The sequence below is a fragment of the Streptomyces sp. NPDC005774 genome (assembly GCF_042871645.1).
In the GTDB taxonomy this organism is placed as follows: Bacteria; Actinomycetota; Actinomycetes; order Streptomycetales; family Streptomycetaceae; genus Streptomyces; species Streptomyces pratens.
Window position 1 is genome coordinate 1 of record NZ_JBIAIV010000026.1, and the last position, 16,181, is coordinate 16,181.

General features: G+C 70.8%; 13 protein-coding genes and 3 pseudogenes. 8 read left to right on the forward strand and 8 right to left on the reverse strand.

Annotation, left to right across the window (positions count from 1 at the left end):
* Positions 1 to 53 precede the first annotated feature (53 nt).
* A complete protein-coding gene (locus ACFYQA_RS22765) occupies positions 54 to 863 on the forward strand; it encodes a group II intron maturase-specific domain-containing protein (protein WP_388920950.1) in 810 nt (269 codons plus the stop codon).
* 152 nt (positions 864 to 1,015) lie between these two features.
* Here the strand turns inward: ACFYQA_RS22765 and ACFYQA_RS22770 are convergent.
* A pseudogene (locus ACFYQA_RS22770) lies at positions 1,016 to 1,292 on the reverse strand (transposase); the annotation flags it as partial.
* A 562-nt stretch (positions 1,293 to 1,854) separates the two neighbouring features.
* On the opposite strand from ACFYQA_RS22770, the gene ACFYQA_RS22775 reads away from it, so the two are divergent.
* Positions 1,855 to 3,051: a metallophosphoesterase family protein gene (locus ACFYQA_RS22775; protein ID WP_388920953.1), complete on the forward strand. Its 1,197-nt coding sequence runs from the start codon at positions 1,855 to 1,857 to the stop codon at positions 3,049 to 3,051.
* 247 nt (positions 3,052 to 3,298) lie between these two features.
* Positions 3,299 to 4,021, forward strand: a pseudogene (locus ACFYQA_RS22780) (IS6 family transposase); the annotation flags it as partial.
* Positions 4,022 to 4,075: 54 nt separating this feature from the next.
* On the opposite strand, the gene ACFYQA_RS22785 reads toward ACFYQA_RS22780, so the two are convergent.
* The gene (locus ACFYQA_RS22785; RefSeq protein WP_388920724.1) at positions 4,076 to 4,663 is read right to left on the reverse strand and encodes a sulfurtransferase; all 588 of its coding nucleotides are present in this window, start codon (positions 4,661 to 4,663) and stop codon (positions 4,076 to 4,078) included.
* A 61-nt stretch (positions 4,664 to 4,724) separates the two neighbouring features.
* On the opposite strand from ACFYQA_RS22785, the gene ACFYQA_RS22790 reads away from it, so the two are divergent.
* The 3 genes and pseudogenes from ACFYQA_RS22790 (at position 4,725) to ACFYQA_RS22800 (ending at position 6,128) form a co-directional block, all read left to right on the forward strand.
* Complete coding sequence (locus tag ACFYQA_RS22790) at positions 4,725 to 5,027, forward strand: hypothetical protein (protein ID WP_388920727.1); 303 nt, start codon at positions 4,725 to 4,727, stop codon at positions 5,025 to 5,027.
* Positions 5,027 to 5,755: pseudogene (locus ACFYQA_RS22795) on the forward strand (IS256 family transposase); the annotation flags it as partial. The gene ACFYQA_RS22790 and the pseudogene ACFYQA_RS22795, both read left to right, overlap by 1 nt.
* A complete protein-coding gene (locus ACFYQA_RS22800; protein ID WP_388920956.1) occupies positions 5,643 to 6,128 on the forward strand; it encodes a transposase in 486 nt (161 codons plus the stop codon). The pseudogene ACFYQA_RS22795 and the gene ACFYQA_RS22800, both read left to right, overlap by 113 nt.
* Positions 6,129 to 6,312: 184 nt before the next feature.
* On the opposite strand, the gene ACFYQA_RS22805 is transcribed toward ACFYQA_RS22800, so the two are convergent.
* The 6 genes from ACFYQA_RS22805 to ACFYQA_RS22830 all read right to left on the reverse strand — a co-directional run bounded on the left by ACFYQA_RS22805 (position 6,313) and on the right by ACFYQA_RS22830 (position 13,079).
* The gene (locus tag ACFYQA_RS22805; protein ID WP_388920730.1) at positions 6,313 to 6,882 is read right to left on the reverse strand and encodes a hypothetical protein; all 570 of its coding nucleotides are present in this window, start codon (positions 6,880 to 6,882) and stop codon (positions 6,313 to 6,315) included.
* A gap of 76 nt (positions 6,883 to 6,958) precedes the next feature.
* Complete coding sequence (locus ACFYQA_RS22810) at positions 6,959 to 8,587, reverse strand: IS3 family transposase (protein WP_388920733.1); 1,629 nt, start codon at positions 8,585 to 8,587, stop codon at positions 6,959 to 6,961.
* Positions 8,587 to 9,294 carry a hypothetical protein gene (locus tag ACFYQA_RS22815; RefSeq protein WP_388920736.1) on the reverse strand — a complete coding sequence of 236 codons (708 nt, stop codon included), beginning with the start codon at positions 9,292 to 9,294 and terminating at the stop codon, positions 8,587 to 8,589. Before ACFYQA_RS22815 ends, ACFYQA_RS22810 begins: the two co-directional genes overlap by 1 nt.
* 1,301 nt (positions 9,295 to 10,595) lie before the next feature.
* Entirely contained in the window at positions 10,596 to 10,943 is a 348-nt protein-coding gene (locus tag ACFYQA_RS22820; RefSeq protein ID WP_388920739.1) for an anti-sigma factor family protein, read from the reverse strand.
* Positions 10,944 to 11,160: 217 nt separating this feature from the next.
* Positions 11,161 to 11,856 carry a response regulator gene (locus tag ACFYQA_RS22825; RefSeq protein WP_388920742.1) on the reverse strand — a complete coding sequence of 232 codons (696 nt, stop codon included), beginning with the start codon at positions 11,854 to 11,856 and terminating at the stop codon, positions 11,161 to 11,163.
* On the reverse strand, positions 11,853 to 13,079 hold the full coding sequence (locus tag ACFYQA_RS22830) for a sensor histidine kinase (protein WP_388920745.1): 1,227 nt from the start codon (positions 13,077 to 13,079) through the stop codon (positions 11,853 to 11,855). The genes ACFYQA_RS22825 and ACFYQA_RS22830 overlap by 4 nt, the downstream gene beginning before the upstream one ends.
* Positions 13,080 to 13,820: 741 nt before the next feature.
* Between ACFYQA_RS22830 and ACFYQA_RS22835 the strand changes: the two genes are divergently transcribed.
* Positions 13,821 to 14,933, forward strand: coding sequence for an NDMA-dependent alcohol dehydrogenase (locus tag ACFYQA_RS22835; RefSeq protein WP_388920748.1), 1,113 nt, complete (start codon positions 13,821 to 13,823; stop codon positions 14,931 to 14,933).
* Between the two features lie 26 nt (positions 14,934 to 14,959).
* Positions 14,960 to 16,177, forward strand: coding sequence for a cytochrome P450 (locus ACFYQA_RS22840; protein ID WP_388920751.1), 1,218 nt, complete (start codon positions 14,960 to 14,962; stop codon positions 16,175 to 16,177).
* Positions 16,178 to 16,181 lie beyond the last annotated feature (4 nt).

The following is a 16,181-nucleotide window of genomic DNA, read 5'->3' on the forward strand; positions in this document are numbered from 1 at the left end:
CAGCTCAGCCCCGTCGCCTACGAGAAGCAGTCGGCTAACATGACACTCGCCGCATAACAACACGAACTGGTGTCCACTTCTCGGGGGGAACCCCCGACACCCACACCGGCACCCCGCAGGGCGGCATCCTCTCCCCGCTGATCTTCAACATCGCACTGTCGGCGCTCGACGAGCACCTGCACCGCGACTGGAAGCCCGGCGGGCGGATGGATGCCCAGTATCCGCGCAGGAAACGTCGTCGGCATGGCCTGCCCAACTGGCGAATCGTCCGCTACGCGGACGATTTCGCGATCTTGGTGCACGGCTCCGCCGACGACGCCCGCGCGCTCCAGGACGAAGTGGCCTCCGTGCTCGAACCGTTGGGGTTGAGGCTGTCACCGGCCAAGACCCGGATCGTGCACATGGAGGACGGGTTCGACTTCCTCGGCTTCCACATCCAGTGGAAACGTAAGCGGGGAACCGACAAGTGGTACGTCTACTTCTTCATCGCCGACCGGCCCGTCCGCTCGGTGAAGGACAAGATCCGTGCCCTGACCCGCAGGACGTCACAGGCCAACCCCGCAGACGTGCTGATCCGGCTCAACCAGATCGTGCACGGCTGGACCAACTACTTCCGGCACGCAGTCGCGAAGCACACGTTCCGGATGCTGGGGATCTTCCTCTGGCGTCGAGTGATCATGTGGCTGAAGACGCTGCACCGCTGGTCGTGGAAGGACGTCCGCAAGTGGCTGCTGGGCCCTCACGGGGTTTGGCTGCCGATCACCGTGGACGGAGTGGAACTGATCAACCCGGCGCGAACACCGGCAATCACGCGGTATCGCTACCGGGGCGACACCATCCCCACTCCATGGGCGAGCGCCTGAGGGACAACCCACGGCAACAACTGTGGAGAGCCCGGTACTCGGTAACGGGTACGCCGGGTTCGGCGAGCGGCCTGGAGAAACGGGCCGGTGGCAACACCGGTACCGCGCTCCAGGCCGACTCAACCGGGCCGGGAGGGCCTGACCGTAGGGGCAGGCCGGGCGCGGGCCGAGCACGCGCTCGAGGGAGGGATGGATCTGGGAGAGCAGGCCGCGCAGCCGGTTGGTGGTGCGGTTGACCTCGCCGGCCAGGTCGTTGTCGTAGCCGGTGAGCATGGTCAGCTCGGCCAGCACCTCGTCGTCGCGGTCCACCGCCCGCAGGGTGTGCGGCATGGACCGGGCGGTCTCGGCGATCACGAACGCGTCGCGGGCATCGGTCCTGGCCTCGCCCGGGTGCAGGTCGGCGGCCCGCGCTGGACCATGCGCTGGAAGGCCGCACTCAACGCCTACGACGGCCGAATCACCGCCGGACGCCGGTGGAAACCAGTCGACCGAGTCCCGCCGTTCGCTGTACAGACCCCGGTGCGGTCGGTCAGGGCGTGCAGGTGCGAACCCGGCGCCGCGCTCTGCGCTGCTCGTGCGGCCGAAGATCCAGCAGCACCATGTGTACGCCGTTCGCTTCGGTCGCCGTGCATCAGTCCAAGGACTCGATGAGCATTCCCGGTATGCCCCTCGGCAAGGGGAGGGGCCGGTATCCAGGGTTCTCGAATGGAGGAACGCGAACATGATGCACCGGATGGTCGTCCTCGCCCTGATGAGCGTGCTGGCCGCGGCGCTCTCGGCCGGGGCGGCTCCCGCAGGGACCACACCCGATGGCGGAGGGCCGAAGCCGCCCGGGCCAACCCCTCCGCCGGGGACCGGGCCCGGTAGCGAGGCATGGGCATGGACCCAACTGACCAGTCGCGGCACCCAGATCCGCTACGTGAGCACCGACACCACCCTTACGTGCCCCACCGTGCGGTACACCGTGGGCACGAGCAGAGGTTCCTTTCCGATGCACCGGGTGAGCACCCCGGTGCCGCCGCAGTTCCCCACCACCGTGTGCGAGTTGGGCGTGCCTCTCGGGGCCTCCAACGCGGTGCTTCAGCAATCGACGGTCCGGGCGGCCGTGGTGCACCCAGCGAACCGTCAACTCCCCTTGCCGAACTGGACCGCGACCACACGTCCCGGCACCATCGGCGTCATCGGCGACACCGGCTGCCGAGTCACGACGGCGGGTCCCGACCAGGACTGTGCGAACCATCAAACCGGCTGGCCGTTCCCGCAGATCGCGACCAGCGCTGCCACTGTGACGCGACCGGACCTCGTGATCCATGTCGGCGACTACCTCTACCGTGAGGACCCGAGCCAGGCAAACGACACGGCGGCAAATCCGGGCTGCACGACGAGGGGAGACAGATTCAGCTGGCCGTGTGTCGTCGCCGATTTCTTCAGACCGGCGGAAACGCTGCTGGCCACGGCACCGGTCGCACTGACCCGAGGTAACCACGAAGACTGCACCACGCAGCAGGGCGGTGCGGGCGGCGCATGGTTCCGCTACCTCGCCGACGACCTCCGCGCCAACGGATCGTGCATTCCGTACACCACGCCCGTGGAGGTCAGCGCAGGCACTCTGAACCTCCTCTCCGTGGACTCCTCGTTCGCCGACCCAGCCGACAACGGAAGCACAACGCAGCGGGCGATCTACACCGCGCAGTTCGAAACCGTGAACCAGGCTGCGCGGCAGCATCCCACCCACGATTACTTCGTGTTCACCCACAAGCCGCTGTGGATGGTGAGATCGGCCGGCCCTCCGGCTCGATGGGTGACCCGTGTCCTCGACGAAGCCGTCGCCGATACGAGCCTGGGCCGGCTGGAGGACAACATCCGCATGGTGCTGTCGGGCCATGTTCACCTCTACCAGATGGTCGATTTCAACACCACCCGCCCACCCCAGGTGACCGTGGGCTTCTCAGGCGGAGCACCACTGGACCAAGGCCCGAACGACGCCAACGTCGTCGGACAACCAGTCGGCACGCCGCCGCAGCCCGTCCATCAGTCGATCACCCAAGGAGGAGTCTTCGGGTACGGGGTCCTGCGCGACAACGGCACGACCTGGGACCTCACCTCGCACGACACGACCGGTGCTGTCCGCGGTCAGACCTGCACGCTGAGCACGAGCACCGCCAACAAGGCATTCACCTGCCACTGAAGGGCGCGCCAGAAGGTCATCGGCGCCCTCCACTTCGGCAGCCGCCGGCCGTGGAAGGAGTCCGGGAACCGCAGTACGTCCCCGACCGGCTCGCGAGCACGCCCGGCCCGGCCCACGGGTCATCGTTCGCCTGAGGCTGATCCTTTGGAGTGGACACCCTGACAATGGATCCTGAAGGTCCAGGGGGCACTGTCACGTTGGGGAGCTCCCGTTGGGTGACCTTCAGGTTGATCGCTCCGGGAAGGGGTTGCTCGCGGGTGCCGCGTCGCCGCCGTACAAGGGGCACCGGTACCCGGTCGAGATCGTCTCCCACTGCGCGGGGCGGTACCACCGCTTCCCGCCGTCGTTCCGTGAGGCCGAGGAGCGGATGCCCGGGCGCGGCGTGGTCGTCTCCTACGAGACGCTCCGGCGGTGGTGCGCGAAGTTCGGCCGGATCTGTGCGAATGAGCCGCGGCCGCCGCCGGCCGCGGCCGGGTGGCACGTGGCACGTGGAGGAGGTTTTCCTCATGCTCAGCGGACAGCGGCAGTACCTGTGGCGGGCGGTGGACCAGCACGGGAACGGGCTGGACGTCCTCGTCCAGCCCAAGCGCGACACCCGTGCCGCCGCGCGGTTCTTCCGCCGGCGCTCGAAGGGCCTGGAGTACGTGCCGCGGGTGGTGGTCACCGACAAGCTCCGCTCCTGCGGCGCGGCCCACCTCGAGGTCATGCCCTCGGTCGAGCATCGCTGTCACAAGGGCCGAACAACCGGGCCGAGAACAGCCACCAGCCCACCCGGCGGCGCGCACGCGCCATGAAGGGCTTCCGCAGCGTCGGCGGAGCGCAGCGGTTGCTGGCCGCGTTCGGCGGCATCTCACCCCGCTTCCGGCCCCGCCGCCGCCTGATGACCGCCACCGGATACCGCACCGAGAGGACCATCCGCTTCGCCGTCCGGGACCGGGCCACCGGCGCCGTCGGCCGGCCCGCCGCGGCCCGGGCCCCGGCCCGAAACCCGACCCCCGCCCTGCCCCGGCACACCGTCAGACACTCAACAACGTGACAGCGCCACCCACGGCGTCACCGGGTCACCTCTTCCCTGTCGGTCGACTTCGAGGGGGAGGGCCGGGCCGGCGGCCCGCTCGGTGAGGGAGCCGTCGCAGATCGCGACGTCGGGGCGGCCGAGGACGGCCAGATGGAAGGCCGGGCCGGTGGCGGCGATGTTGCTGCCGCAGTACGTGATGACCTTCTTGGACTCGCCCGGGGCGCCGGCGTCCTCGAAGAGCCCGCGGGCCTCGTCCGGGCCGTGGAGGAGGCCGCCGGGGTCGGCGCGGTCGACGAACGAAACGTTGGTGCTGGACGGGATGCGGCCCGGGCGGGCGTAGGTCTGGCGGGTGCCCGCGAAGGTCGGCCGGTCGAGGGAGTTCACCAGCCGGGTGCCGGGGTCCTTTATCGCGGCGAGGTCCGCGACGGCCGTGTCACCGTCCCGCCCTGATGCGTCGGGGGCGCGGCCGGCTGCTCGGGTCCCGGCAAGCGTCGCAAGACCGTCCGCATCGCCCTCGCCGTGGCCCGGCCGGGACGTACCCGCCGGCCGGGCGCGGCTTCCTCGGCGTTCAAGGCGGCGCCCGTGCCGATGCACTACGCCCCTCCCTGGGCGTGCTGGTCTTCGTCGTCCATCCCTGACCGAGACCGTGGACAGCGTGTCGCTTGCCGAGGTCGGCGTGAGCACCGAGGGTGCCGGCGTGAAGTCGATGCCGGTGTCATCGAACGGTCTGTCCAGCGAGCTGCTGGAGGAGCCGGCCGCGCTCGCGGCCGAGAAGGTCCGCGGAGACGGGCTGCGGCTGATGGGCGAGGGCGGCCTGCTGCCCGAGCCGGCCCAGCACCTGATGCAGGCCGCCCTGGAGGCCGAGACGGACGAGCATCTGGCCGCCGGGGCCGGGCCGATGGACGCGGCTCGCGCTCGGGCGGCACCATGCGCAACGGCTACCGGAGCAGGAAGGTGATGACGGAGGTCGGCACCGTCACGGTGCAGGTCCCCAGAGACCGGCTGGGCACCTTCCGGCCCCGGATGCTGCCCAAGCACGCCCGCCGCGCCGGCGCGCTGGACGATCTGGTGCTCTCGCTGACCGCGAAGGTCCTGGCCTCCGGGGAGATCGTCTCCCACCTCGCCCAGACGTATGGCATGTCGACGACGAAGGAGACCATCTCCACGATCACGGACAAGGCCCTGGAGTCGATGACGGAATGGCGCACCCGCCCGCTGGACGCGGTTTATCCGGTCGTCTTCATCGACGCCGTGCACGTGAGGGTCCGCGACGGTCATGTGGCGAACAGACCGATCTGCGTGGCCGTCGCGGTCACCGCCGACGGCTACCGGGAGATCCCCGGCCTGTGGGCCGGCGACGGCGGCGAGGGTGCCAAGTACTGGACCACCGTCCTGACCGAGACCAAGAACAGAGGCGTGCGCGACGGGCCGATGCCGGTCTGCGGCGGGCTGAGCGCGCTGCCCGGCGCGGTGAACACCGTCTGGCCGCAAACTGTCGTGCAGACCTGCGTGGTTCACCTCATCCGAGCGAGCCTGCGCCATGCCTCGCGCCGGGACCGGGCCGAACTCGCCCGTGCCCTCAAGCCCCTCTACACGGCCGTCAACGAGGACCGGGCCCGCCGGCGGCCGGCCGACTTCGACGACACGTGGGGCAGACGCCGCCCGTCGATCGCCGGGACCCGGGAGCGGGCCCGGGGCGAATTCGCGCCCTTCCCCGGCCTGCCCGACGCGATCCGGCAGGTCCTCTTGCACCACCAAGGCGATCGGGTCCCTCAACGCCCGTTACCGCCGCGCGGCCCAGGCACGCGGCCGCTTCCCCAACGAGCAGGCCGCCCTCGAGCGCCTCTACCTCGCCGCCCTCGCCCTCGACCCCACCGGCCGCGGCCGCCAGCGCTGGAACAACCGCTGGAAGTCCGCCCTGCACGAGTTCGACGTCCTCTTCGACGGCCGGCTCACGGCCGGACGGGTGCAGGCCGCTCAGCCCACCGAAGAACCCGTAGGCCAAACAGACGAATCACACCTAACCCCTGACCCCGCTCCGGCTTCGAAATCGCCCTGAGTGCGCCGGCGTGGCGGGCTGGGCCGGCAGGGCTTCATTGTCCGGATTTATGATGGGGTGCCCGGGTAGGTGTGTGAAAGTGTAGTGTTCGGGGTGGGGTGTTCGGGGTGGGGCGTCACAGGGGGGACCCCGGCCCGATTCCAGCGGGCCGGGGTCTTCATGTTGTGCCGGGGTGGCGGTTTGGTCAGCGTCCGCCGTGCCCGCCGTTTCCGCCGAATTCGCCGAATTCGCCGAAGTGGTGGATGACCCGGAAGCTGCCCACCACTCCGTCCTTGACGCGGACCCCCTTGGTGTGGTGCACCTTGATGCCGTTCGCTTCGCTGTGGGGGCCGACCGTGGCGACGGGGGCTCCGTTGTCGCAGGTCGCCCCGCGGAAGAACTCGACGGTCCTCCGGCTGTCGTTGCGGATGTTGAAGCTCTTGGAGCCCAGGCCGCTCACGACGGTGATGCAGCCGTCCGGGTGGGCGGAGAACGAACGCTCGTTGATCTGGATCCGGCCTTCGAAGCCCCGGCCTTCGTTGCCCCGGCCTTCGTTGCCCCGGCCTTCGTTGCCCCGGCCTTCGTTGCCCCTTCCTTCGCTGTCCTTGCCGGATTCGCCGCCCATGGGGGCCGAGGCGGGGGCGGCTGCCTGCTGGACTACGGGGGCGAGCTGGGCCGGCTCGTAGGCGGACGCCGAGGCGTAGGTGATACCGGTGGCGGCCAGGGCCGCGGCGGCCGCGACGGCCGCGGTAACGACGGTGGGACGGGTAATCATCACGCGCTTCTCCTGTCTCGGAAGGTCGGCTGGCCAGCCGACTCGTGATGAACGTACTGACCGATTCCCATATCTGTCATATCGGGACATGAGGGGAAGTCGGAAGATTGCCTCCAATCGGGTTGCAGGGGGCGCTCGCACGCCGTGTCATGGCGTGCTGATGGCCAATCAGGTAACCCTTCCTGTAATGGACTTGATTTCCCGATACGCCGTCCGGGGGACTTGTCGGCGCCTGCTCACCCGCAGCCGCGGCGTGTCGTTCGTTGACATATCGGGTGAAACCGGCATTCCCGTTGTGCTGCTGGGTGGCGGGCGGGGTGTTCGAGCGGGCGGGCCGGTGACGTGACGTGTTGCCGTCCGCAGGGTGAAGTTCCCCCCTGGCCAGGGACAGCGGGTGGTTACGCTGCGGGGCGGGGTCCTGCGGCGTCAGTGCCCCGGTTTCGAGCGGGGTGACGCACCCGCAGACGGGGTGCTTGCGCAGACGGGTGCGGCCGTAGACGACCTCGACGAAGCAAAAGACGCCGGCTCGGGCAGCCTCATGGGACTTCCAGACGATGGTCCCGCTTTCCGCCTTCAGCAGACCGAAAAAACTTTCGGCTGCAGCAGTACCGCAACAGGAGCCCGTTCTGCCCACCCTCGGCCACATTTTCAACTTCCCTGGCTGGCTGCGGTATTCGCGTGAGGTGTACTGGGATCCGCGGTCCGGGTGTGCACTGCAGCCCTCCTTGAACAGCCCGCGGCCGGCGGCCGTCTTCGGCGCGTCGACGACCAGGGAGGCGCGGTGCTGGCCGGCCCTCGCATGGCCGGCCGCCTCCCGGGTCGCCGGGCCGGTGACGGTGGCGGGGCACCACCGGCCGGCAAGGGCGGGCGGGGAGGTGAGGTCCGAGACCAGCCTGGTGCCGGGCCCGATGGAGGTGAAGTCACGTCCGACCAGGTCAGGAGGGAAGACCGTCTCCTTGTCCGGCCGGGTCAGGCCGCGGCGCCTGCGGCGGGTGAGGCCTCGGATGCCGTGCTCGCGCATCAGCCGCTCGACCCTCTTCCGGTTGATCCGCCGTCCCGTGCGGCGGGGTGCGGCCGTGATCCTCGGGGCGCCGTGGGCGCGGCGGGACTGCGTGTGGAGCTTGCGGATCTCCGTGACCGGCTCAATCTCTTCGCCCGCTCGCGCCTCGGCGGCCGGGCGTGCGGCACGCCCGGCGCAGTGGCCGGAGCGGGACACCCCCAAGACCCTGCACATCAGGCTGACGCCGCGGCCGTCCGGGGTGTGCTCGATGGCCTTCTCCGCATCGATGAACGCGTAGCGCACGCCTGCTTCATCGATTCCCCCGCGAAGAAGGCCGGCTTTCTTCAGGACCTCGATGGTCTGCTGCTGTTGCCTGCTCTCTTGCCGCAGACGCCGCAGCTCTTCCTTCTCATCGCTGGTCAGGGCGCCCACAGGCCCGTGCCCGCGGTCGGCCTGATCCTGCCTGACCCAGTTGCGCAGTCCCTCGGCGCTGACGCCGATCTCCCGGGCGACCTCGGTGACCGTCTTGCCCGACCAGTGCACCGACGCGACCGCGTCGCGTGGGGACTCGGCCGTGTACCGCTTGCTCGTGTTGCTCTTCCTGCTCACTGCCCGGGACCGCCTTCTCCGGGCCTTCCGTCCCGGCATCAGGCTGTCCCGCTCGGCGGGAAAACTCCGGCTCTGACGCTGGCCCCGGGCCCTCATCACTGTGCACCTGCGGCCGGCCGGCGGGTCCCCGTGAGCGTCCTGGACGCGTGCCCGCCGCCCGCAACGGGCTCTGTTCGTGGTGATGTGGGCGGCTCGTCCGGCGAACCGGAACCCGGGTCATCGGGCTGGAGGCCGGGGGTCAGCGACTTCGCCTCTTGGACGAGGCGGCCCGGCCGCAGGGGGGCGGGCCCGCTCAGCGCCACGACGGCCATGACGACGACGCCCTGGATGACCAACGAGCAGATGCCCAGGGGTTCCGGCCGGTTGCCGTGGTCGTCCTCGTCGGTGGGAATGGGCGTGGCACGGGTGACGAGGCAGCCGATGGTGGTCAGCAACGCGGTGAGCCCTCCCACGGCCCGGCCCGGCTGCGGTCCGCGGGTCAAAAGAAAAAGGGCGCCCGCCGCGGCACCGACCACGGTGGCGGTGAAACCGCCGATGAGGAAGGGCACGTGCGCGTCGGTGACCTCGTAGGCGTGGATCCCGGCATCGGCCAGGACGCGCGCCCCGCCGTGCTCCGCACGGCCTTGCGGGGTGGAGGCGGGACCGTCCAGCATGATCCATCCCGTGTTCGAGTTCTGGGTCAACAGGTCCCACGCGCCACCGCGCGAGCAGGCCAGGGACATGATGCCTGTCGCCGCGGGCGAATCGCGGACCCACGGGGTCGGCGTGTCCGGTGCCAGGCCCGTTCCCGCTTTTCTGCTCACCCGTCCGCCCCCTTCGCCGACATCTGCACCGGCCGACGAGTGGACGGTGTGGACATGCCGCCATCCACGTCGTCGACTGCGGGCGGCATGCTGTCGTAGATCTCGGTGGGCGGCTGCAGAAGCCGCCCACCGACTTCCTCACCCAAGCCCGCAGCACCGGACCCGCCGCACCCACGCCCAGGCCGGAGGCGGCCTTGAACGCCGGCGCCGGCGAGTCACCCGCCGGCGCCCAAAGCCTCACCGCGCCCCGCCCCGACCGCCGATCCGGCCGACACCGCCACCGCCACCGCGGCGACGCCGCCGGCGAACGCGACCCCGGCCGACGACGACCAGACGGCAGGACTGCGCGAGGCCCACGAACACCACCTGCGAAGTGCCGTCATCTTTCGTCGAGATCCACGAGGCGAGTGAGCACCGGCTGCCTCCGGAACCTACCGGCCGTCGCTGTGCCCGGAGAGGAACGAAGCCACCCGGCTGCGCCGCCCCCTGACGACCGCCCCCGACCACCGCACCGAGAGGACCATCCGCTTCGCCGTCCGGGACCGGGCCACCGGCGCCGCCGGCCGGCCCGCCGCGGCCCGGGCACCGGCCCGAAACCCGCCCCCCGCCACACCCCGACGCGCCGGCCAAGACCCACGCCCTCAACCACGTGCCGGCGTCGCCGCAAGCCCTCGGCAGGTTCGCCCGGACCGCGCATCCGCAGTCGGGCCGCCGCTGCGCGGGGGTCCGGGTCGGTGGCGCAGGCGAAGTCCACCGCCCGGTCCAGGATCCACCGGTGGCAGCAGAGGAGCCGGAACGCCCGCTTCCTGAGATCGTCGAAGTCGTCGTCGATGGACAGTCGGCTCGGGCGCACGTTGAGCTTGTGGTGGCCGGAGATCTGTTCCCCGCCGGTCCGCGTCACCGCGCCGGACACCGGCCCCGGCCGGCCGCATGCGGCCCCCGGGCCCCGGCCGGTCGCATGCGGCCCCCGCGCGGTCGGCGACGGGCCGGGCTGCCACGGCCTCGTCCACGATCGCCGGCAGTGCCGCCGGCTGCTCCGGCCGGGTCACCGGCCGGAGCAGCCCGTCCTCCGCCACCCGTGAGACAGGGCGACCACGGCCCGTCGCAGCAGCCCCGAAGAGGCGGCGGTGCTCGGTGAGGGATGCCCGGCAGCGGGCACGCGCATGACTCCTCCTGGTCGTGTACACAACCAGGGACCGTCAGCGGCGTCCGCCGCGGTTCGCGGTGAGCCCCGTCACCGGCGCGCTTGGCGCGCACTTGCCGGTGTGCCGCCCGGGCCGATCAGCACGCCGCCCACTCGCTCACCTGACGTAGGCAAGCCGGCTCACCCATTGGGACAGCGTGAGCGAGGTGGCCAGGGCCCCCCGGGCCGCACTGTGCCGGCGGCGCCGGTTCCGCGAGCCATGGCGGCACCCGCCCGACCCGGGCAGGTACGAGGGCTGCTGCCGGCCGGGGTCGTACGCCAGGGCCTTGCGAAGAGAGGACAGGTGTGCGGCCACGGCCACCAGGCAGTGATGCTCGTCCCGGCAGTCGGGGCAGGTCACCAGGTGGGCGCGGACCGCGCTCGCCTCGCCGGGGTCCAGGACGTTGAGTGCGTGTCCTTCGAGCAGGTCGCCGATGGTGCGGCAATCCTGGGAGGGAGTGAGCATGGCGGGTCCCTTCGTGCAGGGGCGCGAATCGCGCCGTCAACGGGGCCGGTGCACGGCTGGTACACCGGTGCACGGCTCCGTCTCATGACCTCACCATCGCCCAGGAACGGCCCCCTGCGCGTCGTCCCCGTGCAGCAATTCCCGGCTACCACGGCCGCGGTATCCGGCAGGCCGGCCTACGACGGGGCCACAACGCGCTCCGCGGCCACGCCGGCACTCACCCGGTCACCGAGGGACGAGTCACCGCCGTCGCCGGGCTGACCACACCGCACTGGTAGGCGATGACCACCAGCTGGGCCCGGTCGCGGGCGGCCAGCTTGGTCATGGCCCGGTTGACGTGGGTCTTGGCCGTCAGCGGGCTGACGAACAGACGCTCGGCGATCTCGTCGTTCGACAGTCCCAGCGCGACAAGCCCCAGGACATCGCGTTCCCGCCGCGTCAGGCATTCCAGCCGCTCGTGCACGGCCGCCGTGCACGGTTCCGGCTGCGCCAAAAACCGCCTGATCAGCCCCCGGGTCGCCGAGGGGGACAACAGCGCGTCCCCCGCGGCGACCGTGCGGACGGCGTCGAGCAGCTCCTCGGGCCGGGCGCCCTTGCCGAGAAAGCCGCTCGCACCTGCCCGCAGGGCCTCCGCCACGTACTCGTCGTCCTCGAAGGTGGTCAGGATCAGGACCTTCACCGCCGAGAGGTCCCCGGCCTCGCCGATCAGCCGCGTGGCGACGAGGCCGTCCGTCTCCGGCATGCGGATGTCCATCAGGATCACATCCGGCTGCCGCGTCCTCGCCAGCTCCACCGCCTCGCGGCCGTTGGACGCCTCGCCCACGGTCTCCATGTCGTCGGCGGAATCGAACAGCATCCTGAAGGTGCCCCGCAGCAGGGCCTGGTCATCGGCGAGCAGTACACGGACCGTCATGCCCATCTCCCCTCGGCGTCCCGCCCGGCCGGTGCCACGATTGCCGCGCCCGGCCGCAGCGGCAGTTCGGCGGTCACGGTGAAGCCCCCGCCGGGACGCGCCGCGGCCTCCAGCCTTCCCCCGACGCTGGCCGCACGCTCACGCATCCCGATCAGCCCGTGGCCGGTCCCGGGGTGGGACCCGTGCGCTCGGGCGCGCCCGCCGTCCTCGACCGTGATCGTCAGCCATCGGGGCCGGTAGTGCAGGTGGAGGCGGGCGTGATCGGCCCCGGCGTGCTTGCGCACATTCGTCAGGGCCTCCTGCACGATGCGGTACGCGGCCAGGTCCACCGCCGGCGCCAGCGGCACGGCCATGCCGTGCCGCATGTGCCTGACGGACAGGCCGACCCGCTCGAAGGACGCCAGAAGCTCCGGCACCTGCGCCAGGCCCGGCATCGGATCCCGCGGCGCTTTTGGATCATCGGACTGCCGCAGGAGGCCCACGGTCACCCGGAGTTCCTCCAGCGCGGACCGGCTGGTGTCCCGGATGCCCTCCAGAGCGGTGACCAACTGCTCCGGCCGCCGCTCCACCAGGTGAACAGCAACACCGGCCTGCGCGTTGATCAAGGCGATGTGGTGCGCGACCACATCGTGCAACTCGCGCGCGATCCGGATCCGCTCGGCCGCCACCCGCTGGCGCGCCTCCTGCTCACGGGTCCGCTCCGCGTACTCCGCCCGTTCCTCCACGGCCGCCACATACGCGCGGCGTGAACGCACCCCGTCCCCCACCGCGGCGGGCAGGGCCGTCCAGGCCAGCGTCGCCACGTGGTCCGGGGCGAGCCATGAGCCGGGACCGAACACCAGGGCCGCCCCGACCAGCAGGGCGGTCGAGGCCGACGCCACCATCCACGCGGTCCGCCGGTCGGTCCGGGCGGCCACGGTGTAGACGGACACGATGACCGGACTCGTCACCAGCGGACTCTCCCGAACCCCGAGCACCAGGAAGACCACCCCGCAGGCCAGAGCCGTGACCAGGACACCGAACGGGTGACGATGACGCCACAGCAACGCGAAACAGCAGACCGCCGCCAGCACCACGGCCGGCGGGCGGACCGAAATCCGGTGCTCGTGCGGGACGACGGAGGCGGCCACGACCGACAGCACGAACAGCACAACCGGCCCCAGCACGTCCAGCGCGCCCACCGGGGCGCCCACCGCCCGCCGCCAACCGTCGATCACAGCCATGCCACCACCGTAGGGTCGACACCCGAGAACCGCTGGCCCGCCCCCGCCGGCCACCCCCGCGGAGACATCCGGCCGGGCGACGACCCACCACCGCCCGCCGGGCACCGCACCCGCCCCCGCCCGGCCGCCCCGCACGGACGGCGGCCCGCCCCCACCGCCGCGCCCGACTCACCGCAGAACGCCCCTCCGCCGCCGCCCCGGCCGGACACCACACCGCCCCCACACCCGGCCGGACACCACACCCCGCACCCCTCCCCGCGTTCCGGCCGCCGCCGGCCGCCGGCCGAGCACCGCGGCCCCGCCGACGCGCACCACCCGGTGCGGCGCTTGGCCACGATGCGGTCGGCACGGCGTCGGCCCCGGCCCGGCCACCGGCGACGCCGCCGGCCCGAGCCAGCGCCATGCCCCGAGCCAGCGCCGTGCTCGGCCACCCCGGCCTCCACCGGCGCAGGAGCCGGCGCAGGAGCCATTTCGCTCGGAGGTTCGGCGGCGCGTTCAGCCCCTTCACCTCACGGTGTTGGTTTTCTCGAGAGGGACATCGGGTCGATTGACCGGGCGTCACGTGGGCGGGTGTACCGACGCACGACATCAAGGCCCTTCCTATCGGCGCACTTCGGTCCCGCCCAGGGGGTTGCGAGCACCGGCACGGCCGACGACGAACCGTTTTCGACCGGAGGCTTGACACAGTCAATCCAACGCTGTGTGATTACCGCCACCGTAAGGCGTGAGAGGGGTCACACTGTGAAGTCAAAGGCAGCCATCCTCTGGGAGACCGGCCAGCCGTGGAGTGTCGAGGAGATCGAGCTCGACCCGCCCCAGCAGAACGAGGTCCTCGTACGGATCGAGGCCGCCGGCATGTGCCACTCCGACGATCATGTCCGGGCCGGCGACGGGTACGCGGCGCTTCCCACCATCGGCGGGCATGAGGGCGCCGGCGTGATCGAGCAGGTGGGTCCCGGCATCGAGCACCTGGCCGTGGGTGACCACGTGGTGTTCTCGTTCCTGCCCGCCTGCGGACGGTGCCGCTGGTGCGCGAGCGGACGGTCGAACCTGTGCGACTACGGGCAGTTCCTGATGGAAGGCTCGATGATCAGCGGCGGGTACCGCGCGCACGCCCGGGGCAAGGACGTCGGCACGCTCTCCCTCGTGGGCACGTTCAGCGAGCGCACCGTCGTGCACGAGACGTCGATCGTGAAGATCGACCAGGACATCCCCTTCGAGGTCGCCTGTCTGCTCGGCTGCGGTGTGCCAACCGGCTGGGGGTCGTCGGTCAACATCGGCAAGGTCCAACCCGGCGAGACCGTCGTGGTGGTGGGGATCGGCGGCATCGGCGCCAACGCGGTCCAGGGCGCCCGGATGTCCGGCGCGCAGAACATCGTCGCCGTCGACCCGGTGGCCTTCAAGACCGACCAGGCGAAGATTCTCGGCGCCACGCACACCGCGGCCTCCATGGAGGAGGCGATGGGCCTCGTACAGGACATCACCCGGGGCGTGATGGCCGATGTCGGGGTGAACACGATCGGCGTGGTCGAGGGGTGGATGATCCAGCCGTTCCTCGATCTCGTGTCCAAGGGCGGTCGCGCGGTCCTCACCGGCATGGCGCGCAACGTCGACGACAAGGCGACGCTGGGCATGCAGATGTTCGCGCTGTTCGAGAAGTCCCTGCTCGGCACCGTGTACGGCGGATGCAACCCGCGCGCCGACATCCCCCGCCTCGCTGACCTGTACCAAACGGGAAAGCTCCAGCTCGACGAGCTGGTCACCCGCACCTACTCCCTCGACCAGATCAACGAGGGCTACGCCGACATGCTCGCAGGCAAGAACATCCGCGGCGTGATCGTCAACCAGTTCTGACCTGATCCCGCTGCCCAGGAGGCTCCGTGACGACGACGCACCAAGGCGACAACCAGCAGGACCTCGCCGACGAACAGCACCTCGCCGAGCGGCTCAGCCACTTCGACCTCTTCAGCTGGGAGGACCAGCGGGTGAAGTGGGAGCTGTTCGACTACGCCCGGGGGCGATGCCCGGTCGCACACACCGACGGAAACGGCGGCTTCCACATCGTCAGCCGCTACGACGACGTCCGGCGGGTCATGGAGGACTGGGAGACGTTCTCCTCGACCGAGTCACCGCTGGTACCGACCGGCGTGCCGTCGCTCTGCCCCATCGACGACGACCCGCCCATCCAGACCGCGGCCCGGCAGCTGCTCAACCCGCTCTTCTCCCGCAAGGCGCTCGCACCGTACGAGGAGGCGATGCATCAGACCGCGAAGGACCTGATCGACGCGTTCGTCGACCGCGGCTCCGCGGAGATCCTGAACGAGTACGCCGGTCCCTACGTCGGCCGGATGCTGACGAAGGTGATCTTCAACGACCTCACCGACGAGGAACTCAACGCGGCCCAGGAGCTCGCGCTCGCCGTTGCCGAGGCGGCCACGCCGGAGCTGTTCGGGCAGTTGTTCGCCATGTGCACCGAGTACCTGGAGCGTGCCAAGAAGCGCGGGATCACCGGCGACGGTGTGCTGGCCCGCCTCGTCAACGGCCGCTTCGGCGACCGGCCCATCACCCACGAGGAGCAGGTGGGTTGTCTGGGCATCCTGGTCCTCGGGGGCCTGGACACCACACGGGCCGCGATCGGCAACATCACCTACCGGCTCACGCAGCACCCGGGACTCGAGGACCGGCTGCGGAACCCCGCCTGGGTGCGCCGGGACATGGACGAGTTCCTGCGCCTCGACTCCCCCGTCGCCGCGATGGCTCGTGTGGCGACCCGGGACGTCGAGCTCAACGGGGTGCTGATCAAGAAGGGTGAGCGGGTACAGGTCCGGTTCGACTCCGCCAACCGGGACACCGCCAAGTTCCGTGACGCCGACCAGCTGGTCTTCGACGAGGCGCGCAGCGGCCACGCCGCCTTCGGCATGGGTGTCCACCGCTGCGTCGGCTCCAATATGGCCCGCATGCAGATCAAGATCGCCTTCGAGGAGTTGCTGAAGCGGGTCAAGAACATCAGGCTCGCCCCGGCCGCCGACATCAAGTGGGTTCCGGGCCAGAGCAACGCACTCCACACCGTCGACATCGAGTTCGACCGGGTGGGGTGATCGA

Bases quoted from the DNA above. Each gene is read 5' to 3' on its own strand.
- ACFYQA_RS22830 (WP_388920745.1), bottom strand. From the start codon at position 13,079: ATGGCTGTGATCGACGGTTGGCGGCGGGCGGTGGGCGCCCCGGTGGGC.
- ACFYQA_RS22775 (WP_388920953.1), top strand. From the start codon at position 1,855: ATGCACCGGGTGAGCACCCCGGTGCCGCCGCAGTTCCCCACCACCGTG.
- ACFYQA_RS22825 (WP_388920742.1), bottom strand. From the start codon at position 11,856: ATGACGGTCCGTGTACTGCTCGCCGATGACCAGGCCCTGCTGCGGGGC.
- ACFYQA_RS22805 (WP_388920730.1), bottom strand. From the start codon at position 6,882: ATGATTACCCGTCCCACCGTCGTTACCGCGGCCGTCGCGGCCGCCGCG.
- ACFYQA_RS22810 (WP_388920733.1), bottom strand. From the start codon at position 8,587: ATGAGGGCCCGGGGCCAGCGTCAGAGCCGGAGTTTTCCCGCCGAGCGG.
- ACFYQA_RS22820 (WP_388920739.1), bottom strand. From the start codon at position 10,943: ATGCTCACTCCCTCCCAGGATTGCCGCACCATCGGCGACCTGCTCGAA.